At 35.1% G+C, this 26,579-nt stretch carries 21 protein-coding genes and 1 pseudogene; 11 read left to right on the forward strand and 11 right to left on the reverse strand.

The features are described from left to right. Positions 1-144: 144 nt before the first annotated feature. Positions 145-1,668, reverse strand: a complete 1,524-nt coding sequence (locus BMF77_RS02010) for an efflux RND transporter periplasmic adaptor subunit (protein WP_168204380.1) — start codon at positions 1,666-1,668, stop codon at positions 145-147. Positions 1,669-2,019: 351 nt separating this feature from the next. Between BMF77_RS02010 and BMF77_RS02015 the strand changes: the two genes are divergently transcribed. After that, entirely contained in the window at positions 2,020-2,205 is a 186-nt protein-coding gene (locus BMF77_RS02015) for a hypothetical protein (RefSeq protein WP_148760236.1), read from the forward strand. A gap of 692 nt (positions 2,206-2,897) precedes the next feature. On the opposite strand, the gene BMF77_RS02020 is transcribed toward BMF77_RS02015, so the two are convergent. Next, entirely contained in the window at positions 2,898-3,290 is a 393-nt protein-coding gene (locus tag BMF77_RS02020; RefSeq protein ID WP_148760238.1) for a hypothetical protein, read from the reverse strand. A gap of 390 nt (positions 3,291-3,680) precedes the next feature. Further along, a complete protein-coding gene (locus BMF77_RS02025; protein WP_148760240.1) occupies positions 3,681-4,055 on the reverse strand; it encodes a hypothetical protein in 375 nt (124 codons plus the stop codon). 171 nt (positions 4,056-4,226) lie between these two features. On the opposite strand from BMF77_RS02025, the gene BMF77_RS02030 reads away from it, so the two are divergent. After that, the gene (locus BMF77_RS02030; protein WP_210422282.1) at positions 4,227-5,285 is read left to right on the forward strand and encodes a helix-turn-helix transcriptional regulator; all 1,059 of its coding nucleotides are present in this window, start codon (positions 4,227-4,229) and stop codon (positions 5,283-5,285) included. Positions 5,286-5,301: 16 nt separating this feature from the next. Here the strand turns inward: BMF77_RS02030 and BMF77_RS02035 are convergent, their stop codons facing one another. Beyond that, on the reverse strand, positions 5,302-10,134 hold the full coding sequence (locus BMF77_RS02035) for an NB-ARC domain-containing protein (RefSeq protein ID WP_148760244.1): 4,833 nt from the start codon (positions 10,132-10,134) through the stop codon (positions 5,302-5,304). A gap of 159 nt (positions 10,135-10,293) precedes the next feature. Between BMF77_RS02035 and BMF77_RS02040 the strand changes: the two genes are divergently transcribed. From BMF77_RS02040 to BMF77_RS02055, 4 genes are all read left to right on the forward strand, one after another. Further along, complete coding sequence (locus BMF77_RS02040) at positions 10,294-10,743, forward strand: DUF4879 domain-containing protein (protein WP_168204381.1); 450 nt, start codon at positions 10,294-10,296, stop codon at positions 10,741-10,743. A gap of 132 nt (positions 10,744-10,875) precedes the next feature. Next, complete coding sequence (locus BMF77_RS02045) at positions 10,876-11,253, forward strand: hypothetical protein (RefSeq protein WP_148760248.1); 378 nt, start codon at positions 10,876-10,878, stop codon at positions 11,251-11,253. Positions 11,254-11,538: 285 nt separating this feature from the next. Next, positions 11,539-11,949, forward strand: coding sequence for a hypothetical protein (locus tag BMF77_RS02050; RefSeq protein ID WP_148760250.1), 411 nt, complete (start codon positions 11,539-11,541; stop codon positions 11,947-11,949). 169 nt (positions 11,950-12,118) lie between these two features. Beyond that, on the forward strand, positions 12,119-13,006 hold the full coding sequence (locus BMF77_RS02055) for an EamA family transporter (RefSeq protein ID WP_148760252.1): 888 nt from the start codon (positions 12,119-12,121) through the stop codon (positions 13,004-13,006). A gap of 51 nt (positions 13,007-13,057) precedes the next feature. Here the strand turns inward: BMF77_RS02055 and BMF77_RS02060 are convergent, their stop codons facing one another. Genes BMF77_RS02060 through BMF77_RS02070 form a run of 3 tightly spaced genes read right to left on the reverse strand, consistent with a single transcriptional unit; the run spans position 13,058 to position 14,344 of the window. Further along, positions 13,058-13,459: a type II toxin-antitoxin system HigA family antitoxin gene (locus BMF77_RS02060; protein ID WP_148760254.1), complete on the reverse strand. Its 402-nt coding sequence runs from the start codon at positions 13,457-13,459 to the stop codon at positions 13,058-13,060. Next, entirely contained in the window at positions 13,443-13,742 is a 300-nt protein-coding gene (locus tag BMF77_RS02065) for a type II toxin-antitoxin system HigB family toxin (RefSeq protein WP_148760256.1), read from the reverse strand. Before BMF77_RS02065 ends, BMF77_RS02060 begins: the two co-directional genes overlap by 17 nt. Positions 13,743-13,759: 17 nt before the next feature. After that, positions 13,760-14,344, reverse strand: coding sequence for a Uma2 family endonuclease (locus BMF77_RS02070; RefSeq protein ID WP_148760258.1), 585 nt, complete (start codon positions 14,342-14,344; stop codon positions 13,760-13,762). Between the two features lie 166 nt (positions 14,345-14,510). On the opposite strand from BMF77_RS02070, the gene gloA reads away from it, so the two are divergent. From gloA to BMF77_RS02085, 3 genes are all read left to right on the forward strand, one after another. Then, on the forward strand, positions 14,511-14,903 hold the full coding sequence (gene gloA / locus BMF77_RS02075; RefSeq protein WP_148760260.1) for a lactoylglutathione lyase: 393 nt from the start codon (positions 14,511-14,513) through the stop codon (positions 14,901-14,903). A gap of 93 nt (positions 14,904-14,996) precedes the next feature. Continuing rightward, on the forward strand, positions 14,997-17,615 hold the full coding sequence (gene clpB, locus BMF77_RS02080; RefSeq protein WP_148760262.1) for an ATP-dependent chaperone ClpB: 2,619 nt from the start codon (positions 14,997-14,999) through the stop codon (positions 17,613-17,615). 30 nt (positions 17,616-17,645) lie between these two features. Further along, positions 17,646-18,275 (forward strand): methyltransferase domain-containing protein, encoded by a 630-nt coding sequence (locus BMF77_RS02085; RefSeq protein ID WP_148760264.1) that lies wholly within the window; start codon positions 17,646-17,648, stop codon positions 18,273-18,275. Between the two features lie 165 nt (positions 18,276-18,440). Here the strand turns inward: BMF77_RS02085 and BMF77_RS02090 are convergent, their stop codons facing one another. Together BMF77_RS02090 and BMF77_RS02095 are read right to left on the reverse strand one after the other, a co-directional pair. Then, positions 18,441-18,803 (reverse strand): hypothetical protein, encoded by a 363-nt coding sequence (locus tag BMF77_RS02090; RefSeq protein ID WP_148760266.1) that lies wholly within the window; start codon positions 18,801-18,803, stop codon positions 18,441-18,443. A gap of 218 nt (positions 18,804-19,021) precedes the next feature. Then, positions 19,022-19,933, reverse strand: a pseudogene (locus tag BMF77_RS02095) (DUF4351 domain-containing protein). A 151-nt stretch (positions 19,934-20,084) separates the two neighbouring features. Between BMF77_RS02095 and BMF77_RS02100 the strand changes: the two are divergent. Then, complete coding sequence (locus BMF77_RS02100) at positions 20,085-20,699, forward strand: hypothetical protein (protein WP_148760268.1); 615 nt, start codon at positions 20,085-20,087, stop codon at positions 20,697-20,699. A 496-nt stretch (positions 20,700-21,195) separates the two neighbouring features. On the opposite strand, the gene BMF77_RS02105 is transcribed toward BMF77_RS02100, so the two are convergent. Continuing rightward, positions 21,196-23,790 carry a tetratricopeptide repeat protein gene (locus BMF77_RS02105; protein ID WP_148760270.1) on the reverse strand — a complete coding sequence of 865 codons (2,595 nt, stop codon included), beginning with the start codon at positions 23,788-23,790 and terminating at the stop codon, positions 21,196-21,198. A 123-nt stretch (positions 23,791-23,913) separates the two neighbouring features. Continuing rightward, entirely contained in the window at positions 23,914-24,348 is a 435-nt protein-coding gene (locus BMF77_RS02110) for a hypothetical protein (protein ID WP_148760272.1), read from the reverse strand. A 251-nt stretch (positions 24,349-24,599) separates the two neighbouring features. Here BMF77_RS02110 and htpG point away from each other — a divergent pair, with 251 nt between their 5' ends. Further along, positions 24,600-26,567, forward strand: a complete 1,968-nt coding sequence (htpG, locus tag BMF77_RS02115) for a molecular chaperone HtpG (RefSeq protein ID WP_148760274.1) — start codon at positions 24,600-24,602, stop codon at positions 26,565-26,567. The last annotated feature ends 12 nt before the right edge of the window (positions 26,568-26,579 follow it).

A 26,579-nucleotide genomic window follows, 5' to 3' on the forward strand; every position in this document is an offset into this window, starting at 1 on the left:
CCTGTCTTATAGCCTAAGTCGGTTAAAACCGACTATTTTGATCTGTTTATTTTATTTTCGAGAATACAGTTTTATTTTTAATTAAGAATAGTGCCTTTTAACGCACTTTAGCTATGAGACAGGGAATTTATTCCCTGGCTTTTATTACTGCATTTTTATGACAACATTATCTCCCACATTTAAAGGATTTTCTAAAGTGGGAATTAATATTTCATCTCCTGGTTTTAAACCTGATTTAACTTCAATATTATCTAATCCTTGTAACCCAGTTTTGATAATTCTTTTAAAAGCCTTACCTTGTTGATCTTTTATCCAGACAAATGTTTCTGATTCATTTTGTTGAATAGCTTCACTAGGAATAACTGTCACATTATCACGTTGAGCGATAATCAAGGCAACTGTCACTGGAGTTCCCGGAACAATATTTTTATTAACTTGATCTAAATGCACAATCGCTGTAATTTTAACATTATCTGTACCTTGATCATTGTTTTGGGTATCTCCAGCTAATAAAGATATTTGTTGAACCTTACCAGTTAATTTTTGTGATTGAAACCCAACAATACTAATTTCAGCTTGTTGTCTAATTTTAACCTTGGTTGCGTCTAAAGGAGATAACTTTAATTGCACAATTTGTTGAGTATGATCACCAATAACTAAAACATCTCCTTTCGGTTCAATCACATCACCTAATTTTGCTTGTAAATTGAGAACTACACCATCCATAGGAGCAGTAATTACTGTTTTTCTCAATTCTTCAGCAATTTTCTGGCGTTGTATTTTGAGTTTATCTATTTCTCTCACAATTTGATTGAGTGCTAATTTAGCTTGGTTTAATTCTTGTACAGCTTGGTCAATTTTAGTTTTAGCTTCTTTCAATTTTTGCTGGGGTTCAGATTTGTTATTTCTCACATCTTGCCAAAAACTTTGTAATTCTAATTTCTGCTGTTCTAAATCTAAATTACTTAATGATAATTCATCTTTAGCATTACTTAAATCTGTTTCCGCTTGAGTAACTTTTTTTTCTTGCTCTTTTAATTCAGTTTCCGAAATAAATCCCTTAGCGAAAAGTTGTTTATTTTCTTGTAATTTAGTTTTTGCTTCTTTTAAGTCATTTGTTTTACCAGTTAATGCTTGTTGTTTTCTGGTAAGTTCTAATCTACGTTTTTGAATTTCCCTTATTTTCTCATCTTTTTTCCTGTTAATATCATTTCTATAGGTACTTTGAATATTTCTGTATTCTTGCTGAGTTTCTAACAATTTACTTTCTGCTTTTTGTAAAGATGATTGTTTATCAACAAATTGTAAATTCTTATCTTTTAAATCAGATGCAAATTCTTGTAACTTAATTTGTGTTTCTGTATCTCTCAGACGGATTAAAATTTGATCTTTTTTAACTTGATCTCCAATTTTGACTAATACTTGTTCTACTGTTCCTGTGATTGGAGATTTAATATTTCTTTGATTATCTAATTTTAATATACCACTTTCACCAGTAATTTTATCTTCTACTTTGTCTTGAGTAGCTGTTACTATGCGAACGGGGATATTTTGAATTTTACTTTGGGTAAATATGGCAAAAATCAACCAAACTCCAAGAGTAACACTTGTTAAACTTGCCGATATGGTTAACAATTTAAATCCTGGTTTGAATTTAAAGTTTTTCATGATTATTTTATTTATGAAGAGAAATTTGTAGAGATATTCCATAGAATGTCTCTACAAAAATGTATCACAAAGAGTTGTAGTTTATTTCTTTACCGATTATTTCACATTCGTTTAAAAAAAACACAACAGTATTTATACTGATTGTTTCTCAGCCCAAGAGTATTGAATCTTCATGAAAATGGCATATTTATGAAATTATGGTGAAATTAAATAGATATTCTAAATTCAATATCAAAACTATTGTGGTGCGGGCATCTTACCCACTAGATATGTACCTCATAACACTGAGAAGTGCTGTATCCGTTAAAATACTGATAAAATCTGCCTGTGAATCAGTTGGAACAATAAAAAATGCCTGTGGCATTGCTAAAAAATATTAGCTTTGGCTTAACATATCAAAAAATTAGTCAAACCGAAAAAAGCCACACCAACTTTAATGAAGCTATCCGACTATTCAACAAAATAGAAGCACCCAAGCAAGTTGAGAAAGTGGAAAAAGCGAAAAAAGGAAATATGGTTCTACCGTTCCCCTTATGATTAAATATCCCTTTTATATGTCTAAAACCATTACTGTATATGGGTTTTGTCTAAATTAAGAGCGATTCCTACGGAGCGCTTCGCTATCGCTTATTTTTGAATATACTAAAACCTCAAATCCAGTTAGAGCAAGGGTTTTGATGATATTTTATCAAAAATATAATAAAGGGAGCGCTAGAGCCGGAAATATTGATTCATAAACCCGCATTTCTCACAAACAATGCGATCGCAATCTATATAATCCTTATAGAGAAACGGTTTCAGGCATTTTTCACGAGGTTTATTTTTGATGCAGTGTGAAAACCCATAATCCAGATTTTATAAGGGTTTGAGGATTTTGGTGAGAAATCCGGGATAAAATGTAAGGGTTTAGCATTGCTAAACCCCTACCGCGTTGAGTTGGGGTCAAAAAAAATATCATATTACCCAACCGACAAAACAAAACAAAGAATGGTGTTGGGTTTTCTTTCGTCAAACCAACCTACGACTACCAATGTCACTACCAATAACATCATTGTAGTTAGTTGCAGAAACCAAATTTATTTGTGATGAAAATTCTCTTGACATAATATTCTCTATTTGTTTTGTGTTTGTTTAATTTCAGAAATTGTTAGTTAGGTTGTTTTTAGTAATGTTGGGTTTCCTTTCGCCAACCCAACCTACGACTAATCCTATTAATCAATTGCATCTTTTCATTGTTTGGTTAAGCGAGTACCTGTTTCCACATTTAATAAACCCTCTTGAGTTATTTGATATTTTCTCTCACCAGATAATCCTGCTGAACTTGTGACTTGAACATAAATTAAATCTCCGTCACGTCTCCAAATACCTTGTATATTGGTAATTCTTGTACGCGGACGAGTGTAACCACTGTTAATAAAAGATGAGCATTTTTCTAGAAAATCCCCACTGTCATAAAAGAATGAAATACAGTCTTGCTTTATTCCTACGTCACTGTCGCCCTTAGTTGAACTATAAGCAGCAATTAATTTGGGGCTATTTTGTGCTTGAGTTGTGTGAATATTCCACCCAAATATAGAAAATATGACGGTGGTGGTCATTAGTAATTTATGCAGGTTTTTCATGGTAATCTCCTTAGTTACTAAACAGTAAGAGAAAGTTTTATCTAGGATTGTAAATTGTACAGCACAAATCAATAGATTTACCAGGAACACGCTTGGGTGTACTGTAACCTATAGATTTATAAGAGTTAGAACCTACTACTTGAACAGTCACAGATATGTCTTGTTTGGGATTTTTAATTGTGATCCAATTTGCAAAAGGATTATAAAATCCTCCAGGGAGTGGATTTTCATTCAGCAACTCTGGTTTTGCGTTATCTATCTCAATCCTGACGTCATCAAAAGTGTAATTACCATCTCGACGAAGATTAATCTTTCCTTGTTGTCTAAGTTTGTGGATTGCATCAACGGCAAATTGAACCGTATCACCAATACTAGGTTGAGATTGGGCAATTAAAAACCGCCTGGATTGTTTTCAATACTGCGCCAGCCACTACCACCAATGAAGCGATCTGTATCTCTCATCGAATCCCGCAACCATGCGCTATTAGGGTCGAGGTCGGTATTAGGGAGTTTAGGAACTGTGTTTGTAGGATTTGGTTCTTGATATTGAGAGGAAGGAGAATTTTGATTTTGAGTAGTGCATTCTGGCGGAATTGCAGATGATGCCGCTTCAGCATTACCTGTAATTACTAGACCAAGTAAAGAACCAATTGCCGATCCAGTGCAGTATGCTGGTATGGATTGTGCTTGAGCTATATTTACATTCCAGCCAAACATGGAAACTATGGCTGTTGTACCCATCAGCAATTTATGGAACTTGTTCATGGTAATTTCTTAGAGAATAATTTTTATTTACTTGTTTCACTGTAATGCCATAGATCTGAACTCGTGTCTTAGTAATGATTAAGTTGTGGTTGTTTCATGATTGTTTTATACTCAACTTATGATTGAATAGTTGAAAACCTCTGTATGACACAGACACCTGGACGTAGTTCATTGACAGCCTCTGCTGAAGTTAGAGAGAAGGCACGAATAGCTTTACTTGGGTTAGGATATACACAACAAGCATTAGCTGATTTTCTTAAACTATCTCGATCTACCGTCAGCAAATTTTTTAATGGTAGCCCAATTCGAGTTGATCATTATAAACAAATTTGCGATGAGTTAGGATTGAACTGGGAAGATTGTCTGCCAAGAGAACAACCAATTGCAAAATCACAAACAGCTTCTTGCTGCATTGCAGTAACTGATCAGGAGGAAAAAACAATGCAAATACTTCATCGTCAAAGTCGTCAAATAACTGTCATAGATAGACAGAATAAAACCCAAAAAGCAGAAATTGTGTTAACTGGTGATATTGACTCTATTGAAAATTTAAAGATTCTTGAAGAAATTTTACGGCAACATTCAGGGAATACAATCGTAATTTTTGATGTAAAATCCGGTAGCATCAGATTATTTATAGAAGGCTCTGATGCAGATATTAAAAAACTGATCAATCTTGTTCAATCAAAAACACTTACGAAATTAAATACTTTTCCTATTGAAAGTATTCGGATTTTGGATGCAGATGAGCCTAGTAATAATCAACGCAATAATATAATTTCTTTATCTGGAAAATTTAATAAACGCAATTTTCCCGCTGGTTGGGATGATCCAAAAAAATTCATAAATCAAACAATTGAAAGAAGTCGCCCCTTATCATCTCAAGTTAGAAGCCAAGAAAATGAGCGTAATGAAATTGGCAAAATTATCCATTTAAATCCAATAAATACATCTCTGTTGTTGAAAATAAAAAAAGAAGAACTCAATGAAACATTAGAAAAAGGTTTACATAGCATAACCTTACAAATACTTACGACCAATCAACAGATTCAGTTACCTGAAAACCTGAAAATTTTAGTTTTTTATGAATCTTCAGGAGAAATAATAGATGAAAAACTAGCAAGAAGAAAAACTCTCCGCTCTAGTTTTGTAATTGAATCAAAATCTCCTTTTTGTATTGAAGTTAAGCTGGGTGAACAAACTATTGAAAAAGGTATTTATGTGTTATAATTGCTTACTCAATCCATCAATAATCTTCCACTGCGCCCAAAGTTTTGAGTGTGACTTTTTGCTGTTCAGTTAAACCTTTGACTCCATTGATGTTCATTCCCTCGTAAGGTCTAGGCACACGGAGAGTTTGACGATTATATGTTTCCATATCCCACAAACTAATTGTACCATCTCTACTGCAACTTGCTACGGTTTGACCATCGGCAGAAAAAACCACAGCATCAATTCTTTTTGTATGTCCTGAGAGAATTTTTCTACATTCACCAGTTTTAATATCCCAAAGTCGCACTGTCCTATCTGTACTACCACTAACGAGTATTTGACCATTAAAATCAACGGAAGTTAATCTATCTTTATGTCCTCGAAAAACTTTCAGACATTCATAAGTATTCAAATTCCATAATCGAATTGTACTATCTTCACTAGCACTGACAAATATTTGATCATTAATGAATTTAACGGAATTTACCCTATCTGTATGTTCAATTAAAACTTGTAAACATTCATAAGTATTCGCATCCCAAATACAAATTGTGCTATCTTCACTACCGCTAATTAGTATTTGACCATTGGGACTATAAGCAACTGACTTTATGCCAGCATTACTACTTTTATCTGGTTTCAGATTTTGAGAGTTACCAGTTTCAATATCCCATATATTAATTGTTTGGTAAAAGCTACTACTAGCTAGTTTTTTGTCATCGGGACTAAATGCTAATGACCAAATTCTTTCTTCTTCTCCAAAAAATGTTTTTAAACATTTACCAGTTTTGATATCCCATATTTTAATAGTTGTATCTGTACTACCACTAGCTAGTTGATTACCATCATGACTAAAAGCAAGTGACCAAATCGTATTTTTATGTCCTAGTAGAGTTTTAACGCATTTACCAGTTTTAATATTCCAAAGTCTTACAGTTGTATTATTATCTCCACTAGCTAATATTTCACCATTGGGATGAAAGGCAATTGTTACGTGCCAATCAGTATAACCATATAGAGTTTTAAGACACTTTCCCGTATTGATATCCCAGATTTTTATTGTTTCATCTCCACTACTACTAACAAGTCTTTGGTTATCAGCATGAAAAGCCGTTGACAATATCGAACTAATATGTCCTTCTAGAGTTTTAAATTCATAAGTATTAACATCATAAATTTTGATGGGATGATATTTTTGAGAGTCATCATATCGACATATACAGCAAACAAGTTTCTGGCTGTCTGGACTAAAAGAAATAGACCTAACTGAAGCTTTATTTTCAGTTAATGTCTGAATATGCTGCCATTTTCCATCTTTAAATTCCCAAATTTTTACGACTTCTTCTTTATCTCTATAAGTTACCTCACCATTAGAGTTAGCCAGCAATTTACCATTAGGACTAAAACTAACTGAACTTGTTAATTTATTCAACCCTGGTAAAGATTGCAATAATTTACCCGTTTCCACATCCCACATTTTGATAGTTGTGTCAGGACTACCACTGACAAGTTTTTTCCCATCTGGGCTAAAATCAATGGAAAATACACCTGTTATTTGCTCTGGTAAAGTTTTTAAACATTCTCCATTTTCAATGTTCCATATCTTTATACCATCACCGCCACAACTGGCAATTGTTTTACCATCAGGACTAAATTTAACAGTAATCACCCAACCTGTATGTCCTTTTAGCGTTTTTAATGGTTTACCTGTATTCACTGCCCAAATTTTGACTGTTTTATCTATACTGCTACTAGCTATTAATTTACTATCGGGACTAAATGAGATTGATAGTACATAATCACCATGTCCATCACATATAGTAATAAGTTGATTATCTTCCATTCTCCAAATGCGAATTTGTTCATTAATATCGCCACCTGCAAATAACTTGCCATCTGGACTGAATTGAACATTTAAAACAGCACCAAAATTATCAATAAATAGACAATTTCTAAATTTTGATTTTGTAAAATTAACATCATGGATATGTATTCTACTGAAGTCTGTTTGCCACACAGTTAAATGAGAAAAATCATAGTCATTTAAAACAGGTTGCTGTTTCTCTATTCCTTCCTCAATCAATAAATTTATATGAATAGTTTGCCACACAGTTAAATTATAACGATCATAGTCATTTAAAATAGGTTGCTGTTTTTCTATCTGTTCCTGAATGAATAAATTTAGAAGATTACCAGCCGCATATCCTGGCTTTTTATTAGGTTGCTTTTTTAAGTTAGATAGGATAGGAATTAGCAGATATTCAAGATTTACTTGATTATGTAAATTATTTATTTCACCACGTATTTTCTCTATTAGTTCTAGATGATTTTGAGGAATATTTTTGGATAATTGGGTTAAATTATTATCAATATTTCTAAATTCAGATTCTGGAAGTAGTTGTTCTATAATTGGTTTGAGAATCAGACGAATTTGAATATCTTTGATATATTCTTTACCTTGAGCTTTAAACAAGGCATGAGTATTAAATAATTCAACTTGATTATCTCTAATTTCATCTACAATTTGATTGATTAATCGCTTAGTTATATATTCAATAATCACAGGTTGCAGAGTAAACTTAGGATTATCTGTGGAAGTTTCTACTATTTCTTCTAGAGGGATTTTCTTTTTTAAAGATTGCAAATATTTATTGACTTGTTGTAATTTAGAAATTGATAGTAAATCTTCTAATAATTCTGATTCTGAAACTGGTTCACGATTAATTGCTAACCAGTAAATTATCTCCTTTTCTAATTTATTTAATCGCTGAAAGTGCCAGTTTAGTAAATCATCTTCGATGCTTTTTTCTAAAAGATGTTGTTCTTTTTCCAAAAAAATAGCAATGTTTCCTTGATATTGTTCTTTAATAAAACCCGCACTCAATTCTAAAAATAGGGGATTACCACCATAAACTTCAATTAGTTTTTCCCAGTTTTCGTCTGTAGCTCTAAATTCACCGATTTGTTGAAAAATTTTCTTGACTGCTTCTGTTTCTCTTAAACCTGTTAATTCTAAAAGACGAACAGAACCATCTTTATATCTTCTTGATTCAATTTCTGGTGGTATGACTCGACTGGTAAGCAGCAAACAGCTTTGATGTTTTTCTTGCCTAATTTGTTGAAACATTTCACCATAAACGCCATAGCCATCTCGATATTTTCCATCTTCTAAAATTGATTCAATATTATCAAGAATTAAAAGACATCTATTTTGTTTTAAATATCCAAGTAAGGTATTTATTTGAATATTTGGTGATTCTGGTAAATTAGTTTCTTGTTGATGAGAAAGAAATTTGATGATATCAGTGATGATTTCTATAAATGGTGGGGCGTTAAGGAGCGATCGCCAAATGATATAATCAAATTCACCTTGCATACCCCTTGCTAATTTTACAGATAAATCTGTTTTACCTATCCCACCCTGACCTAACTTCACTGAAAGTCCCGTTTTACCGATTCCTCCACTACCAACAATAGCTAAAATTCGACAACGTTCATTAACTATCCATTGTTTTAATTTTTCTAACTCCTCTGTTCGTCCAAAAAAATGGTTTACAGGAGGTACATTTCCCCAATCAGCATGAAAACCTTTAGTATTTACAGCACGTAAGTTTTCCCAGGTAAGAGGTTCTACCACTGCGGGATTTGTACAAAGCGCAGGTAAAAAGGATGCTCCTGGATGTTGTAAATCATGTTTTTTTAACTTATTTCTAGCTTCTTGAACTGCTAAAAATATGGGATATTTTTCATGTGCAAAAAACTCTAAAAAATAACGAAAAAATTCCTGAGCGATGAAATTGGAAACTTGCTCTTTCATGACAATAACATGAGATATATTCAATTTTGCTAGGTCATTTGCTAATCCCAGTCCATCACAAGAGTTGAAAATTGCCAGTCTCAATCCATGATCAATAGCTGCTTCAAAACTATTTTTTAAATCATTGATAGTAACACTTTCTTGGTCATTAATATATATATGTCCCGATTCACTTTGAGTTTTACTGTGTCCAGCAAAAAATAAAATATCACAGCCTTTTTCTAACCTTTCTTCTAACTGGTTACGGTTAAAAGGAAAAGGTATAAATTCTATTTTTACATCTAAATCATTAACCAACTGATTGAAAATAATGCGTTCCTGTTGTAAGTCAATTCCCTCATCATCACACAAAACAGCAAGAATTTCTACTTGATTACTTGATTTTGATCTAACAAATCTACCTTGATAAGAAAGAGAGCCAAAAGCATGAGTAGCCAAGGGATATTTATCAAAAAAATTCCACTGATGCCAAGGAAGTTTGCGAATTAAATGATCTTGAATTTGGAAGATTACAAAAATTTCATCATTAATATCTAAAAATTCATTTTTATCCCATTGATGCTGGCAATTAATAAATTCTCGATATTGCAGCCAAATATTAAAACGTTCTTCTAGTTTCTGCTGTGCCAAGCCTAAATTTTTATTGATATCACTGCTACTAATATTTTCAGATAGGTCTAATAATCCTGCATCTAAACTAATAAAATCATCTAATTGCTGTAATAAGTTATTATCGTTTAAATCATTGGATAAATTATCTATATTTTGCCACAAATCATCAAAATTCCATTGAGGACATCTGCGGATATAAGTTGGGATAGGCTTTTTTGCTAATAAAGTTACAGATGAACGACTGCTGACAGTTTGAGAGCGGATATCATAAAGCTTTTGCCAAATTTTGTAGAGTCTAGGGAGTATGGTATCTGGTGGTAAATTTGTATTATATTCATCTGCTCTTTTCTGCTCTGAGTTCCACCATAACTTGACCCTCACAGGGGTATCTTGCTCTAAATTGCCTAGTCCTAAATCAATAATTACTGATTTGGTCATGATATATCTGAAAAACAATGTATTGGTGATGCTTGTACATTTTATCAAAAGTTAAGCATAAAAGAATCATAAAATAATCAAAACACACTCATTACTCAGACATGAGTTAAGGTTTGAAGCTTTATACTTATTTATAGTTCATTCGACATGGTGAAATCTATGTTTTTTAAACAGGCTAATGTATTGGTATTAGGAACTATTTTGGGAATAGCAGGAATTTCCTTTGTGGATATTAAACAAGCTATCTCCCAACCAGCCCCTCCATTATCTAGGGTGGCCATAACTGCTGTCAATTCGTCTCAGAATCCGAGTTGGGAATTAATACAGTCAGGAAATTTTTCCACATCCAAAGATCATGGTGGACGTTCTTTATGTGTTCAAACTGAAGAGAGGGGCTATGGTCAAAGTCAGAGTGTACTATTCAATGGTAAAAGAATGGTACAAAAGTCGTCTACTGCTATTACAGGATTCGGAAGAATTATTGTGGGCTGGAAAAGAGAATGGTGCTATACATCTTCCACCGCGTTTTCCTCTGGTAGAGTTACCTTTCAAGCCACTTCAATAAATTTCCCCCGGAACACATTATCAACTGCTCTAAATATTAGGTAATATCAAACTCCTAACTACGGAATGCAATTACCAAAAACCTAGATTTGTAGGGTTTTAGCAATTCTGAAATCCTACAATGATCTTTATCTTAGTAATCAATAAAAACTAAAAATTTCTTTTGAGGACATGACAATGAAATTCCATAAATTACTGATGACCACTACTGCCATAGTTTCTACATTTGGCTTGTGGAATATTGACAGCACTCCCGTTGTGGCTCAATCTGCTCATCCCTTAGTTTGTGATTGGGTACAAACTACTACTCCTGCTACAAATCGTATCGCTTTTCAACGTAACAACACAGTGACTATACTGTACGCTTTAGGAAAATATGATACTTACAAATGGGCTGCTCCTAATTCTTCTTCAGGCACAGTTAACTTGACAAATGGTATTAGATGGATCAATTCTTCTATCAGCAGTTTCCCTCCAAATAGGAATGAAAGATATGCTTTAGATAAAAATAGTATTTTGTCCTTCTTAGGCAAACAATATCGTTGCAAAAAGTGAAAAACTAGAGATTAATTTTGATGAACTAACTGTTTCTCATCGAATTATCTATTATTAGACATTTCCGAAAAATAATGTAGAGACGTTCCATGGAACGTCTCTACAATGGTTTCAAACTATGGACATAAAATGTAGTGCGATGCTTGCGGCAGCAGTTAGCGATCGCCTGTAGGTTGGGTGATCTGGGGTTGGGGTTTTTATTCACTCCCACCTCATATCTATAAGTTTTTTGTCTGTTAATTGGCAAAAATTCTCTTTTAGGTTTTAGTAACTAAAAATATTACCATGAGAAAAATGCATAAATTACTAATGACCAGCACCGCCATAGTGTGTATATTTGGCTGGAATATTCACAGCGATCCTGTTCAAGCCCAGCCAAAAACTTATAAATGTGAAAGTTACACTAGGATTGACGGAACATCATCTTATCGTGTTAGTCCTTCAATATCAGGTAGTTTTGGTTTCTTTAATCAAGCAAATGTTTTCGTTCAGTGTTTTGTTCCAGTAACGAGAAAACAGTGTTTTTACAAAGATAATAACAAATGGTACAAGTGTGGTGATACTGAGAACCGTATTCGTGCAAGAGAAACTGGAGAGTTAATATTTGATTTCACGAAAGGTATTGGAGAGATTTATGAAGAAGATGGGAAAAAGTATCATGGTTTTGGTTCTATTTATGAATTTAATTTTAAATAATGCGATTTTAAACTTAGTAATTAAGGAGATTAACATGAAAAAGCTGTATAATTTCTTGATCTCAACCTAAGAGGATGTTTAAAAACTTTTAGGTTGGGTTCACAAAAGCAAAACTAACACGACTTATTAGACATCCCACTATCAAATATTTATTAATCTCTTAAACTCCATGAATTGGCTATACTTCTCACTGGCGGCGGCTACCTTTGAATCTCTGCGCGATGTCTTTAGTAAAATTGTTACTAACAAAGGCGATCGCCCTTTAGATGAATATTTAGTTGCTTGGGGATTAAGAGCTTTTACCCTGATTATTTATATCCCTTGGTTATTATTATCTCCCCAACCTATTCCTGATATTGGCAAAGATTTTTGGTGGGCTTTGTTAGCAGATGCTACTTTATCCACAGTTGGCGGCATTTTATATATGAGGGCTTTGCGCTTAGGAGATCTGTCATTAACTGTTCCCTTAATGGGTTTCTCTCCCCTATTTTTAGTGATAGCTTCCCCCTTTACTCTGGGAGAACTGCCGAATAATATACAGATAATTAGTATTATTTTAATTTGTCTAGGTGCTTATTTTTTGAATTTAAAACCCAAAGAAAATAACTATTTTGCCCCTTTATTATCTATAATCAATACCCAATCATCGCGGTTAATGATTATAGTAGCAGCACTCTGGGCATTAACAACATCCCTGGACAAAATAGGAGCTAAAAATTCTTCTCCTTTGGTATTTTCGGCTGCTTTGTATTTTTGTACAGCATTGATGATGTTACCAATAGTTGTGGTTTTCTCGCCCAATTGGTTTTTTCAGCTAAGAACAAATTTCTCTAAATTGGTTTTATTGGGAAGTTTGAAAGCAGTAGATATGTGGTGTCATGTAACTGCTGTAGGGTTAACGGTAGCAGCTAATTCTGTTGCTGTCAGACAAACTAGCCTATTGATGGGTGTAGGATTCGGTTATCTGATATTTAAGGAAAAAAACATCAAAACAAGGTTGTTCGGTAGTGCAATTATGGTGTTAGGAATTTGTTTATTGACTTTCGCACACTACTAACTATAATTTACGCTCTCGATTAATCCTGATAATCCTCAAATCCTGGATACCCTATTCACGAAATAAACCTGCTTCTACATGAAAAAAATCTCCCAGTTTTTGAGCTAATTCTAGAGTTATTTTCTCTTTTCCATTTAAAATGTTATCAACAAGGCTTTCTGAACCCAAAACAGCTTGTAAATCAACTTTATTTTTACCAGATTCATCCAAAAGGAATAATAGCATAGATTGAGGATTATTTTGTTGATTAATCTGATAATATTCTTGTTCAAATTTTTCTATTAAAGTAATTAATAATTGATAAAATTCATCTTCTTCAGCACTGCGTTTGCGGTGCATTAAATCTTCGACAATAACTAAAGCTTGTTCATTTTCTGCTTCAGTCTTAATAATTTTGGGAAGATATGCTGTTAATAATTCCTTGTATTTCTCTGGATTAAAAGTAAGGGTCATTTTTCCACTTGTCCTTATCGTATTTTGCGTGAGTGAGGATATATTTAATATAAATTAGTTTACCTTCGTAATCTATGCTAACAATCAAACGGTATTTATTGCCTTTAATATTGAAAACTGTAAAATTTCCAACAGATTCAGCTTTCGGAAACACCTGCTGTACTTCAACTAAGTTTGACCATTTAGCTTTACTAGCAATCTTATACCAGTTGTTCAGTGATTCCTGACAATCTGAATGATTTTCTGCATATTCTCTGACTATTCTAAAACTAATAACGTGCATCTTCCTGTTTATTTAGTTTACCAAATTTTACGCATATCTAAAACAAATCCTGATAAAACAGATTCACAACTCACATTATCAGGATTTTCTAAACACTCTTCTGTTTGTCCAGGACGATAAATATAAACTCGACGATTTTCGCGGTCAATTAATAAACCTAATTGGATTCCTGGTTCTTGCATATATTCCTGTATTTTATCTTTTAAAAGCTGCAAATTATCAGAAGCAGACCTTAATTCAATTACAAAATCAGGACAAATAGGTGCAAACTTCTCTTGTTGTGTAGGTGTGAGTTGATTCCATCTTTCTAACTTCATCCAGGAAGCATCAGGAGAACGTATTGCACCTGTGGAAAGTGTAAATCCCGCACTAGAAGAAAAGCCAATTCCTGTACCATTTTGATCTGACCAAATTGCTAACTGTCCAATAATATGAAATTCTCGATTTCCTGTTTCTGAATCAACAGGTGGCATAATTAATATATTTCCAAATCTATTTCTCTCAATCCGTAAATCACGGTTTAGTTGACAGAAATCAAAAAATTGCTCATCTGTCATTTGCACTGATGAGGGAAAATGTAATATCAAAGGTGATGAAATCATAATTATTTCTTCCATCTGAAATTAAAATCAATTTTACCACAAGCTCTTGCTGAAATTGGTCAAGATAGAATTATCAACGATTTGGCAATTAAAAGCAGGATTAAACGCAAATATCGTGAAAATTCCCTATCGGATATAAAATATAAGCATTGAACAAAGGTTAAATATGCGATTACTACATACAATGCTTCGCGTCGGTAATTTAGAAGAGTCCTTGAAATTCTACTGCGATTTTCTGGGAATGAAGTTACTTCGCCGTAAAGATTACCCAGGGGGAGAATTTACCCTGGCTTTTGTTGGTTATGGAGAAGAAAGTGATCATTCAGTTTTAGAACTCACCTACAATTGGGGCGTAGAAAAGTATGATTTAGGTAATGCCTATGGTCATATTGCTTTGGGTGTAGATGATATTTACGCTACTTGTGAGACTATTAAACAACTGGGTGGTAAAGTAGTTCGAGAACCAGGACCAATGAAACATGGTTCTACAGTAATTGCTTTTGTGGAAGACCCAGATGGTTATAAGGTTGAATTGATTCAAGCGAAAACTCCAGCATAATTGAGGGTAGCGGGTAGGAAGAGAACTTCTTTACCCATTACCCAATTCCCCCCCTAAACTTAAATTACAAGTCTAAAATCTAAAATTTTACAAATGCAGCCTACAGATCCTGATAAATTTACTGATACAGCCTGGGAAGCGGTAACAAAATCCCAAGACGTGGTTCGTGCTTATAAACAACAACAATTAGAAGTTGAACATTTAATTCTCGCCCTTTTAGAAGAACCAACTAGCCTAGCTACAGCCATTCTCACCCGTGCGGAAGTTGATTCTGTGCGGTTTAAACAACAACTAGAGGCTTTTACTCAACGTCAACCCAAGGTTGGGAAAAGTGATCAACTTTACCTGGGGCGAAATTTAGATATCCTCTTAGATAAAGCCGATGAAATTAGAACCAAAATGAGAGAGGAGGAAATCTCCGAAGGGCATATAATTTTAGCGTTTGGTAATGATGAACGGGTTGGTAGAAGATTATTTAAAAGCTTAAATATAGATATTGCTCAAGTAGAACTTGGGGTTAAATCTGTTCGCGCTACTCCCCAAATCAAAGCATCACCAAAAGCAGAAGCAGATGTACAAGAGGAAGCTTTAAAAAGATTTGGACGAGATTTGACAGAACAGGCAAAGGCAGGAAAATTAGATCCTGTGATTGGGAGAGATGATGAAATTCGCCGGGTAATTCAGGTTTTGTCTCGACGTAGTAAAAATAACCCTGTATTAATTGGTGAGCCTGGAGTTGGCAAAACTGCGATCGCTGAAGCTTTAGCCCAAAGAATGGTCAATGGTGACGTTCCTGAGTCTTTGAAGAACCGCCAATTGATCTCTTTAGATATCGGTAGCCTGATTGCAGGAGCAAAATACAGAGGTGAATTTGAAGACCGTTTAAAAAATGTTCTCCGGGAAGTTACGGAATCAAACGGGCAAGTAGTCCTCTTTATTGATGAACTTCATACCGTTGTTGGGGCTGGTTCTAATCAACAAGGTTCAATGGATGCTGGAAACTTGCTTAAACCAATGTTGGCGCGGGGTGAATTGCGTTGTATTGGGGCAACTACCTTAGATGAATATCGCAAATTTATTGAAAAAGATGCAGCACTGGAAAGACGTTTTCAACAGGTATATGTAGATCAACCAACAGTAGAAAATACAATTTCCATTTTGCGAGGTTTGAAAGAACGTTATGAAGTGCATCATAATGTTAAAATTTCCGATTCCGCTTTAGTCGCCGCTGCAACTTTATCAGCGCGGTACATTGCTGATAGGTTTCTACCTGATAAAGCTATTGACTTAGTTGATGAAGCCGCAGCAAAATTGAAAATGGAAATTACATCTAAACCTGCGGAATTAGAAACCATTGACCGGCGTTTAATGCAGCTAGAAATGGAAAAGCTGTCATTATCTGGAGAAGAACAGAGTATTTCCCCAACGAAAGAACGATTAGAACGAATTCAAGAAGAAATTGCCAGTTTAACAGTTAAACAGCAAATATTTAATGAACAATGGCAAGGGGAAAAGCATATTTTAGAATCTATCAGCACGTTAAAAAAAGAAGAAGACTCAATGCGGGTGCAAATTGAGCAAGCAGAGCGCGATTATGACTTAAATAAAGCCGCTCAATTGAAGTATGGTAAGTTAGAAGGTGTGCAAAGAGAACGAGAAGTCAAAGAAGCGAAACTTTTAGAAATGCAAACCCAAGGTTCAACCTTGTTGCGAGAACAAGTTACCGAAGCTGATATTGCCGAAATAGTCGCTAAATGGACAGGAATACCCGTAAATCGGCTTTTGGAATCAGAACGGCAAAAATTATTAAAATTAGAAAGTCATTTACACGAACGGGTAATTGGTCAAGAAGAAGCCGTTTCCGCCGTCTCTGCGGCTATCCGTCGCGCCCGTGCGGGCATGAAAGACCCCTCTCGACCTATTGGTTCATTTTTGTTTATGGGACCAACTGGCGTGGGTAAAACCGAACTCGCCCGCGCCTTAGCTCAGTTTCTCTTTGATTCTGATGATGCTTTAGTGCGTTTAGATATGTCCGAATACATGGAAAAACACTCAGTTTCCCGCTTGGTGGGTGCGCCTCCCGGATATGTCGGTTATGAAGAAGGGGGACAACTTTCCGAAGCCATTCGCAGACATCCTTACTCAGTGGTGCTGTTAGATGAAGTGGAAAAAGCCCACCCCGATGTATTTAATATTTTATTGCAAGTGTTGGATGATGGTAGAGTTACGGATTCCCAAGGACGGGCTGTAGATTTTCGCAATACTGTCATAGTCATGACTAGCAACATCGGCAGTGAACATATTTTGGATGTATCTGGGGATGATTCCAAGTATGATTTGATGCGTAATAAAGTCATGGAAGGCTTGCGAACTCACTTCCGCCCCGAATTTCTCAACCGCATAGATGATCTGATTCTTTTCCATGCTCTTAATCGCTCAGAAATGGGGCATATTATCCGTATTCAACTCAAACGGGTGGAAAATCTGCTCAAAGAACAAAAAATCTCTTTCGAGATATCTCAAGCCGCTTGTGATCATCTTGTGGAAGCTGGTTATGATCCAGTTTATGGCGCACGTCCATTAAAACGTTCAATTCAACGCGAGGTAGAAAATCCTCTGGCTACGAAGTTACTGGAAAATACTTTTGTTTCTGGTGATACTATCATCATTGATAAGGTTGAAACTGGGTTAAGTTTTAGTAAAAAACTTTAAGCATTTTCATGAGTAAATAGGGGGCTTTCTATGGAATTGATTTCTTCTTTAGGGATTACAAGTTCGCAATATCTTTCTAAGGAAAGATTTATTAGTTATCATCATCAGTCGCGGTTATTGTTTTCCTTGGGTAGTCAGGTTAAAAATGTTCTAGAAATTGGTATTTTTAATTCTTTGCTTACAGAAATACTCCGACAAAGTCATTATAATGTAACTACTGCGGATATTGATCCTAGTCTCAAACCAGATATAATCTTGGATTTGACGGCGGACTTTATACTACCAAAAGATAAGTTTGATGCAATTGTTCTGTTTCAGGTATTAGAACATTTCCCTTACGAAAAATCTGAATTAGCATTGCAAAAACTCGCCGCAGTTACTAAGAAATATTTGGTGATTTCGATTCCCAATACTACTCAATATCTGTCATTGCAAATCAAAACTTCTTTTCTACTTAAAGCCAGACATTTACTCTGGGAAATTCCCCAATTTTGGAGTACAACACCACTTTGTGATGAACATTATTGGGAATTGGGATTGAAAGGATATCCCAAAAAGCGGTTTTTGGAATCTGTTGCTAAAGCTGGTTTGATAGTGAGGGAAGAATATGTTGATCCTACTTTCCCATATCACTACTTTTTGATCTTAGAAAAAATATGAGTGCGATCGCTTGTCTAATACCAATTCTGTATAAAGATGCCCCAAATTTAGAAAGGAACGAACCACAGAGGCACAGAGAACACAGAGGAGGAAAAGACAAGGTTACAAAATTCAACGCAGCTTCATAAAGAAATGGTATAAGATCATGAGAATATCCTTATTTATTTACTCGGTTTTCTTTTTGGTGGGACGTTTCCGTTCTGATTTCTTCTTGAAACCTACTGCTTGGGCTGCATCACTATCTGACCCGAATTGACCTTTTACTGCTTCTTTCATGGCTAAAACAGCATTATGGAACTCCCATTCTGCTTGTTTGGCTGCGTCTGCGGAGGCTTTAAATAATGCTTGTTTTTCGGTTTCTTCTTGTTGTCTTGTCACCATTTCTGCATAAGCTTTTTGTAATGCTTCCGGTGTAGCTGCTACGCGAGCAGTGGTATAACCGGAGACGGCTTTGAGTCCGTTGTAAGAATCTATATCTTGCTGGAGGTTGCTAGGGGTGATGCGGCGGGTAGTATCTGGTGCTGGCATGATAACTTTGTTGTTAAAAATATTTGTATCAGTTTACTATACAATGTTTATTTATGGCAAGACGTTATTTAGATTTTTTATTTGAGTAGATTTGGATTGCTAAACAATGCTTATGTATTGATATCTAATATTTTTGTTTTTTATGCAATGCTTAAAGAATAAATGACAATGGTTTAAAATTACAATTTAATCTTTTTAGCATTGCTAACATTAAGTCATCAGCTATCTGTTTCTTGTGGTTTCTGTTGCTTTAACCAAGTTTCTAAATCAGCAACCTGTGAAAAATCTAACAAAGCATCTGCTAAATTTTCCAGTTGTTCTATAGACAATAATTGAATTTGCTCGATTAATGATAATTTAATTTCACCAAATCGGCGATTTATTAGCCGTAAAACTAGACGTTCTTCTCCTTTTTGTTCTCCTTCTAGTCTAGCTTGTTCTTTATCTCGTTGATAAAATGGTGCTAACCGCATAATTAACTCCTTATCTTCTGGTTCTGAACTTTTATTGATCTGTAAAGTCTGTTGGAGGTTGTAAAGCAATTCTAACGTTGCTTATTGGAATGGGTAATTAGTTGGTAATGTTTCTAATTCATCAATTGCTCTTTTTTGTACTGTTTCCCGTCCTAATAGTCTTAACCATAGGGTTTCGGGTGTACGTGGTAATTGATGAATGGCGACAATGGCTGTATTCAAGTAATCTGCTAAAAAGTAGATTCCTGCTGGCCAATTGGGGTTTTCTATGGCTCTAAAGCCCGATAATAGGGTTTGTGATGCTGTTGGTGTCAGAACCCATAGTCTAGGTGTTTCTATGGTAGCTATGGGGTTTTTATTCCGTTTTGCTTCTCGTTGTAATGCACCTCTCACTTCTAATGATTTTAACAAACAATCACAGATTTCTTCTTTGCTTGCTGGATTGCGAAAGGGTTCAAAGATAGCAGGTGTAGCTGCTAGTTTACCTAACAATCCTAATATTTCGATGTCGGCGGTTTGTGTGCTGACGGGGGAAAATAATACATCTATTTCCCTGATTTCTCCAGCTAAATGGCTGGATGCTTCAACTTGTCCAAAGGGTTTTAGTAGTTCTTCTAAATAGTCTTTGGCGAATTGGTCATGGATAAAGCGGGTCACAATTGGTTCTATTTAGATTCTGAAGATAGATTTTGTTGATTAAGTTTACAATAACAGGTATTAAATCATAAAATAAAAACTATAATTAAGTAAGACTACAAATAAAAACAATCCTTAAATTACTATACAATAAACAGGTACTAAAAATAAAATGCCAAAAACAAACATCATTAATCCAGAACAGTCTTATACTTTTGCTGATTATTTTAAACTTAACTTTGCTCCACAAGATATTTTAGCTTATTTTAATGTTTCTCTTCAACGTCGCTCTTTAAAATTACCTCAATCTACTCATACTTTTGATCGTTTAACTGATCTAAAAGCACGTATTGAAGAAGTTTTACCTCGTCTTAGTTTGACTAGTGAAATGGCCAGAAGGGAATTTCTTATTGCTCCAGTTTTAACGGACGTACTGCACTATACTCAAGCTACGCTTAATATTGAATATCCGATTGTTGTTAATAATCAATTAAAAGGTTCTTTAGATTATTTAATGCAAAATTGCCAAGTTTTTCTAGTTGTTGAAGCTAAAAATGAAGACTTAGAAAAAGGTTTTTTGCAATTAGCAATTGAACTAATTGCTCTTGATCAATGGATTGAATCAGACAAGAATATTTTACACGGTGCAGTTTCTACAGGCAATATTTGGCAGTTTGGGCAATTTGATCGTCTGTCTCGTACAGTAACTCAAGACCTTGATTTATATCGTGTTCCGGCTGACTTGGAGGATTTATTACGAATTTTAGTGGAAATTTTGGAATCTTAATGATTTTTATACTACTTCATTTTAAAAATTATTTAAGATAGTTCTTCCTTATCAAGTTGAGGATAACATATTTTAAATGAGATGTCAATAGGTTTTATATCTTTTTTCGGGAGTTAATGTTTTATTGTTTTGGTGTATTGGTTGATGATTTTTTTCGCGCAAAGTCGCAAAGGAGCAAAGGGTTATTTTGTTTATTTGCGAGATGGTTGTTCCTTATCAAGTTCAGGATAACATATTTTAAATGAGATGTCAATAGGTTTATTACCTTTTTTCGGGAGTTAATGTTTTATTGTTTTGGTGTATTGGTTGATGGTTTTTTTCGCGCAAAGTCGCAAAGGAGCAAAGGGTTATTTCGTCTATATTTATTTAACTCAAGCATAAGCTTATTCAGGATTTTAGTAATTTACCAAGTATTTTGACACTTGTAATCCTGTAAATCCTATAATCCTGGATATCCTGATTCAGACAGTTTTATGATTGCATCACAAACCTGTTTTTATGTATTGCCATCAGATGCTTCTGTTTGCTGTTGCGAAAACTCTCGAATAGATGACAATAACTCAGGATTGCTTTCTATCATTTCTAGTAAGGTTAACGCTGTTTCTTTATTAAATGCGAGAAAGTTTGCTTGTTGTGCAAGTGCTTGAATAATACCAACCAAAGTTTCTTTATTACAATGTAAAAGTCCCATTACATAAAATAACTTTACACCAACTGCTACGTTTTGTGTATCAGGATGTTCATTACCTAATCTGTTTTGATATATTACCAATGCTTGTTTAGCTAAATTTTCAGCTTCTGAATATTTACCTTGAGATTCATACAATCCTGCCAAATTATTCAAACTGGAAGCAACATCGGGATGATCATTACCTAATTGGTGTTTTCTGATATCTAAAGATTGCAAATAAACAGGTTCAGCATCATTGTAACGTCCTTGAGATTCATACAATCCTGCCAAATTATTCAAACTGGAAGCAACATCGGGATGATCATTACCTAATTGGTGTTTTCTGATATCTAAAGATTGCAAATAAACAGGTTCAGCATCATTGTAACGTCCTTGAGATTCATACAATAATGCCAAATTATTCAGACTGGTAGCTACATCGGGATGATCATCACCTAATTGGCGTTTACTGATATCTAAAGATTGCAAATAAAGAGGTTCAGCATCATTGTAACGTCCTTGCTTTTTATACAATAATGCCAAATTATTCAGACTGGTAGCTACATCGGGATGATCATCACCTAATTGGCGTTTTCTGATATCTAAAGATTGCAAATAAAGAGGTTCAGCATCGTTGTAACGTCCTTGTAACCTGTACAATAATGCCAAATTATTCAGACTGGTAGCTACATCGGGATGATCATCACCTAATTGGCGTTTTCTGATATCTAAAGATTGCAAATAAAGAGGTTCAGCATCATTGTAACGTCCTTGCGACCTGTACAATCCTGCCAAATTATTCAAACTGGAAGCAACATCGGGATGATCATCACCTAATTGGCGTTTCCAGATATCTAAAGATTGCAAATAAAGAGGTTCAGCATCATTGTAACGTCCTTGAGAATAATACAGGAATGCTAAACCATTTAAACTGGAAGCAAATTCATTATCTTCATTACTTGCACACCAAGCAATCATCTGTTTGAGATGTGGTTCAATCAAATTGAATGTTGCCAGATTAGTTGATTGATTAATATTACTAGCAATATCAGCAAAAACATCACAAAATGCTTGTTTAATTTGGCTAAAGTTCAAATGCTGTTTTAACTGTTCATAAAAATAATCATGAATTAACAGATGTAAATTATAAATATCTTTGTCAACAGTTATCACCAAATGCAGTTTTCTTAAAGATTTTAACCAAAAGTCTTTTAAATCATCATGATTAAATGATTCACTTTGCAACTGTTGATAAATTCTAACAACCAAATCCCAATGAATAGGAGAAGGTGCAAAAGCAGCTAAAACACAAGCGAGATATTGTGCTTCTGGTTTTAATTTCTCCCAACTTAAATCAAATGCGGCTTGTAAACCTTTTTGTGCTTGCATTCCTCCTGGTACGTCTTCTGGTGACAGTGAAGGATGTTTAATTTTTTCTTGCAACTTACCACGCATTGCTAATAGTGATAGATCCTGATAGTCTTCATCATCTAAATAATATCCTACCAATTCTAAAGCTAAAGGCAAATATCCCAACTCATAACAAAGTAGTTTAGCTTCTTTTGGTTCTGCATCAATTCTTTCTTGTCCAATAATTGCAGCTAATAAATCTACTGCTGCTGCTTCTGACAAAACTTGTAATTCTAACTTTTCCGCAATGCGTTTATCTGGTGTTTCCCGCGAAGTCATTAATACTCGCAGAGAAACTAAATCCTTTGGTGGTAAATAGGATTCGATATCTTTATTTAAACTAGATATATCATCAAAAATCAATAATACATTTTCTGTTTGATATTTCCATTGTTGCCAACAAGCCTTTACCATTTGTAGAGTAGATAAATTTGCTGGTAAATCTGCTTTAAATTTCCATTTAGTCAAAGCGATAATTTCCCCAGCCATATTTTCCCTATCTCTGACATCAATATAATAAACTCCACCAGTAAATAATGATGTACATTCTGGTAAATTTGCATATTCTCGCACCAGTCCAGTTTTACCAATTCCTCCCATTCCAGAAACAACACAAACGTTTTTACCACTTTGCAATAATTGATGGAGGTTTTCTAATTCCTCTTCGCGTCCAAACAGTCCACCCTCACGGGGTTTGGGTGGTGTGAAGGGGTTTCCTTGTAGTTGTTTTGGAGGTTGAGGAAAGTATTTTTGTAAGAAAATTTCTAAAACAGCTTGTAAGGTTTTTTTATCAACATGAAAATTATCACCAATATAGGCTGTACCACCTGTAACTAACGTTTGAAAGCCTTTAGCATTGCCATAATTGCTTTGACGAAAACTTGCTGCTAATTCTGAATCATCTTTGAAAGCTTGCTGCAAATCTTTTGCTAACTGTTCAGGACTTGCTTGAGGATGACTCTGAATTAACTTAACAGCCATCTGACATAGTTGTTCTATTACTATTTTCATTTCAAATTATTCCTGTTAGGAGTCTTTTAAATATTTCCAAAAATTAAATATGTTTGATTCAGAACCCTTGTAGAGACGTTCCATGGAACGTCTCTACATTCTTTGTTGGAGATGTCTTTGATCTTATTTTGGATCATTGATATGAATTTCCCCAATGTAAGCTGTGCCTCCTTCTACTTTAGTTTGCCAGCCTCTAGCATTGTCAGAATTGTTTTGTGTCATACTGCTGTTATCCTGGATTTTGCCAATATTGATTTGATGTGCAATATTTTTTATCTGTTCTGCAAAATCGCTGTCCTCTTCCATAACGACATCCAGATATTTAGTAATAGTTGGTAAAGCTGCGCTATCTCCTTTCTCAACTTTAGTCAATGCTTCATCAACCTTTGGAGATGTACCCCGCAACTTATTTAAAATAGTTTTCCGCAGTTCGTCCATTTTAGCGATCGCTTCTGTGGTAAATTTCTTGGCAAGTTCCCCAGATCCTGATTTAATAAATTCTTGGAAAGCTAGGTTTGCGATAGTGCTTGCCGTTATAACTGTAAATGGATCTGTCATTGTTTTTTCACTATGAGTTTTAAATGGTCGAATATACCCATTGCATCATAATTACTTAAATTTAGCAAATAAGTTTGCTACAACTTTTTACCTAAAATTCTCTTCCCAGTCCCCATTCCCCAGTCCCCAATCCCCAACATGGTAGTGTAATCCGAATCATAATGAAGAGGTATTCCTGACCCCAAAAAGGATAAAATCACGGAAAAATGATTTTCATAAAATATATCTGCAAGTAAAACCGACGGATAACTATGCTAGAACAAGGCAATATCAGTATTCATACCGATAATATTTTCCCGATTATCAAGAAGTCTCTCTACTCAGACCATCAAATCTTCTTGCGGGAACTGGTATCCAACGGGGTAGACGCTATCCAAAAGTTAAACATGGTATCCCGCGCTGGGGAATACAATGGGGAAATTGGCGAACCAGAAATTACCATTAGCATTGATAAAGACAACAAAATCCTCTCCATTACTGATAATGGCATTGGCATGACAGCAGAGGAAGTCAAAAAATATATTAACCAAGTTGCTTTCTCTAGTGCTGAAGAATTTATTCACAAGTATGAAGGTAAGGCAGATCAACCTATTATCGGTCATTTCGGTTTAGGTTTCTACTCTTCTTTCATGGTAGCGAAGCAAGTAGAAATTGATACTCTTTCTTATCAAGAAGGCGCACAAGCTGTGCGTTGGACTTGTGATGGTTCACCTAAGTTTGTTTTAGATGAATCTCCTCGCACCACTCGCGGAACTACGATTATTCTCACATTGGAAGGAGAAGAAGAGGAGTTTCTCGAACCCGCACGAATTAGGAATCTTGTCAAGACTTACTGCGATTTCATGTCAGTTCCCATTAAAATGGATGGGGAAGTTTTAAATAAACAAAAAGCTGCATGGCGTGAATCTCCCAGTAATCTTACAGAGGAAGATTATTTAGAGTTTTACCGCTATTTGTATCCTTTCCAAGAAGAACCCTTGCTGTGGGTGCATTTGAATACAGATTATCCCTTTGTGATTAACGGGATTTTGTATTTCCCGAAAATGCGTCCTGATGTAGATGTTACCAAAGGACAAATTAAATTATTCTGCAATCAGGTGTTTGTCAGTGATAACTGTGAGGAAATTATTCCCCAGTTTTTGATGCCCATGCGGGGCGTGATTGATAGCACTGATATACCTTTGAACGTTTCTCGGAGTGCATTACAAGGCGATCGCACTATTAAGAGAATAGGAGATTATATCGCCAAAAAAGTCGGCGATAGACTCAAAGAATTATACCGCGATAACCGCGAACAATACGTAACAGCCTGGAAAGACTTGGGAACATTCGTGAAATTTGGCGTTCTCAACGATGATAAATTCAAAAAACAAGTTGAAGACATCATCATCTTCCGTAGCACAGCCAAATTAGAAGCCCCTGTAGCCGACACCGCAGCCGTTGAAGTTCAATCTACCGATGGTGATGCGTGGCAAGATGTTACCCCAGCAAACGCGACTAGCATCCCCTACACCACCCTCAAAGAATACCTAGAACGGAACAAAGAACGTCACGAAAACAAGGTATTCTACAGCACCGATGCAGCTACTCAATCGACATACATAGAACTGCACAAAAATCAAGGTTTAGAAGTCCTCTTTATGGACTCCTTCATTGATACCCACTTCATTAACTTCCTAGAACAAGAATATCGGGATGTTAAATTTACACGGGTAGACTCTGACCTCGATAATACCCTCCTCGATGACAAAACTGGCGAAATTGTTGACCCCACCACCAACAAGACCAAAGGAGAAGTCATTAAAGAACTATTTGAGAAAGCCCTCAACAAGCCAAAACTCAACATCCGCACCGAGTCCTTGAAATCAGACGACCCTCAAGGAACACCACCAGCAATGGTATTATTACCCGAATTTCTCCGGCGGATGCGAGAAATGAGTGCTATGATGCAGCAACAAAACGCTGAATTTCCCGAAGAACATATTTTACTAGTAAATACTGCTCACCCGTTAATTCAAAACTTGGTTAATCTCAGTCAAGGTAGTATTATTCAGGGTGATGGTGAATCCCCCTCCAGTCAATTAGTTAATATGATGTGTCAGCACGTTTATGATTTGGCACTTATATCGCAAAAAGGCTTTGATGCAGACGGGATGAAATCCTTTGTCGAACGTTCTAATGACGTACTCACCAAGCTAACAGAACAAGCCAGCAAATAAACATCTGCTGGT

It is taken from the genome of Dolichospermum sp. UHCC 0315A (assembly GCF_008121535.1).
GTDB lineage: Bacteria > Cyanobacteriota > Cyanobacteriia > Cyanobacteriales > Nostocaceae > Dolichospermum > Dolichospermum lemmermannii.

Excerpts from the sequence above, each read along its gene's own strand:
- BMF77_RS02025 (WP_148760240.1), bottom strand. The coding sequence starts at position 4,055 with ATGAACAAGTTCCATAAATTGCTGATGGGTACAACAGCCATAGTTTCC.
- htpG (WP_148760274.1), top strand. The coding sequence starts at position 24,600 with ATGCTAGAACAAGGCAATATCAGTATTCATACCGATAATATTTTCCCG.
- BMF77_RS02020 (WP_148760238.1), bottom strand. The coding sequence starts at position 3,290 with ATGAAAAACCTGCATAAATTACTAATGACCACCACCGTCATATTTTCT.
- BMF77_RS02110 (WP_148760272.1), bottom strand. The coding sequence starts at position 24,348 with ATGACAGATCCATTTACAGTTATAACGGCAAGCACTATCGCAAACCTA.
- BMF77_RS02090 (WP_148760266.1), bottom strand. The coding sequence starts at position 18,803 with ATGCCAGCACCAGATACTACCCGCCGCATCACCCCTAGCAACCTCCAG.
- BMF77_RS02105 (WP_148760270.1), bottom strand. The coding sequence starts at position 23,790 with ATGAAAATAGTAATAGAACAACTATGTCAGATGGCTGTTAAGTTAATT.
- BMF77_RS02040 (WP_168204381.1), top strand. The coding sequence starts at position 10,294 with ATGTTTTTTAAACAGGCTAATGTATTGGTATTAGGAACTATTTTGGGA.
- BMF77_RS02055 (WP_148760252.1), top strand. The coding sequence starts at position 12,119 with ATGAATTGGCTATACTTCTCACTGGCGGCGGCTACCTTTGAATCTCTG.
- BMF77_RS02015 (WP_148760236.1), top strand. The coding sequence starts at position 2,020 with ATGCCTGTGGCATTGCTAAAAAATATTAGCTTTGGCTTAACATATCAA.
- clpB (WP_148760262.1), top strand. The coding sequence starts at position 14,997 with ATGCAGCCTACAGATCCTGATAAATTTACTGATACAGCCTGGGAAGCG.
- BMF77_RS02010 (WP_168204380.1), bottom strand. The coding sequence starts at position 1,668 with ATGAAAAACTTTAAATTCAAACCAGGATTTAAATTGTTAACCATATCG.
- BMF77_RS02050 (WP_148760250.1), top strand. The coding sequence starts at position 11,539 with ATGAGAAAAATGCATAAATTACTAATGACCAGCACCGCCATAGTGTGT.
- BMF77_RS02035 (WP_148760244.1), bottom strand. The coding sequence starts at position 10,134 with ATGACCAAATCAGTAATTATTGATTTAGGACTAGGCAATTTAGAGCAA.
- BMF77_RS02060 (WP_148760254.1), bottom strand. The coding sequence starts at position 13,459 with ATGACCCTTACTTTTAATCCAGAGAAATACAAGGAATTATTAACAGCA.
- BMF77_RS02070 (WP_148760258.1), bottom strand. The coding sequence starts at position 14,344 with ATGATTTCATCACCTTTGATATTACATTTTCCCTCATCAGTGCAAATG.
- gloA (WP_148760260.1), top strand. The coding sequence starts at position 14,511 with ATGCGATTACTACATACAATGCTTCGCGTCGGTAATTTAGAAGAGTCC.
- BMF77_RS02065 (WP_148760256.1), bottom strand. The coding sequence starts at position 13,742 with ATGCACGTTATTAGTTTTAGAATAGTCAGAGAATATGCAGAAAATCAT.
- BMF77_RS02085 (WP_148760264.1), top strand. The coding sequence starts at position 17,646 with ATGGAATTGATTTCTTCTTTAGGGATTACAAGTTCGCAATATCTTTCT.
- BMF77_RS02100 (WP_148760268.1), top strand. The coding sequence starts at position 20,085 with ATGCCAAAAACAAACATCATTAATCCAGAACAGTCTTATACTTTTGCT.
- BMF77_RS02045 (WP_148760248.1), top strand. The coding sequence starts at position 10,876 with ATGAAATTCCATAAATTACTGATGACCACTACTGCCATAGTTTCTACA.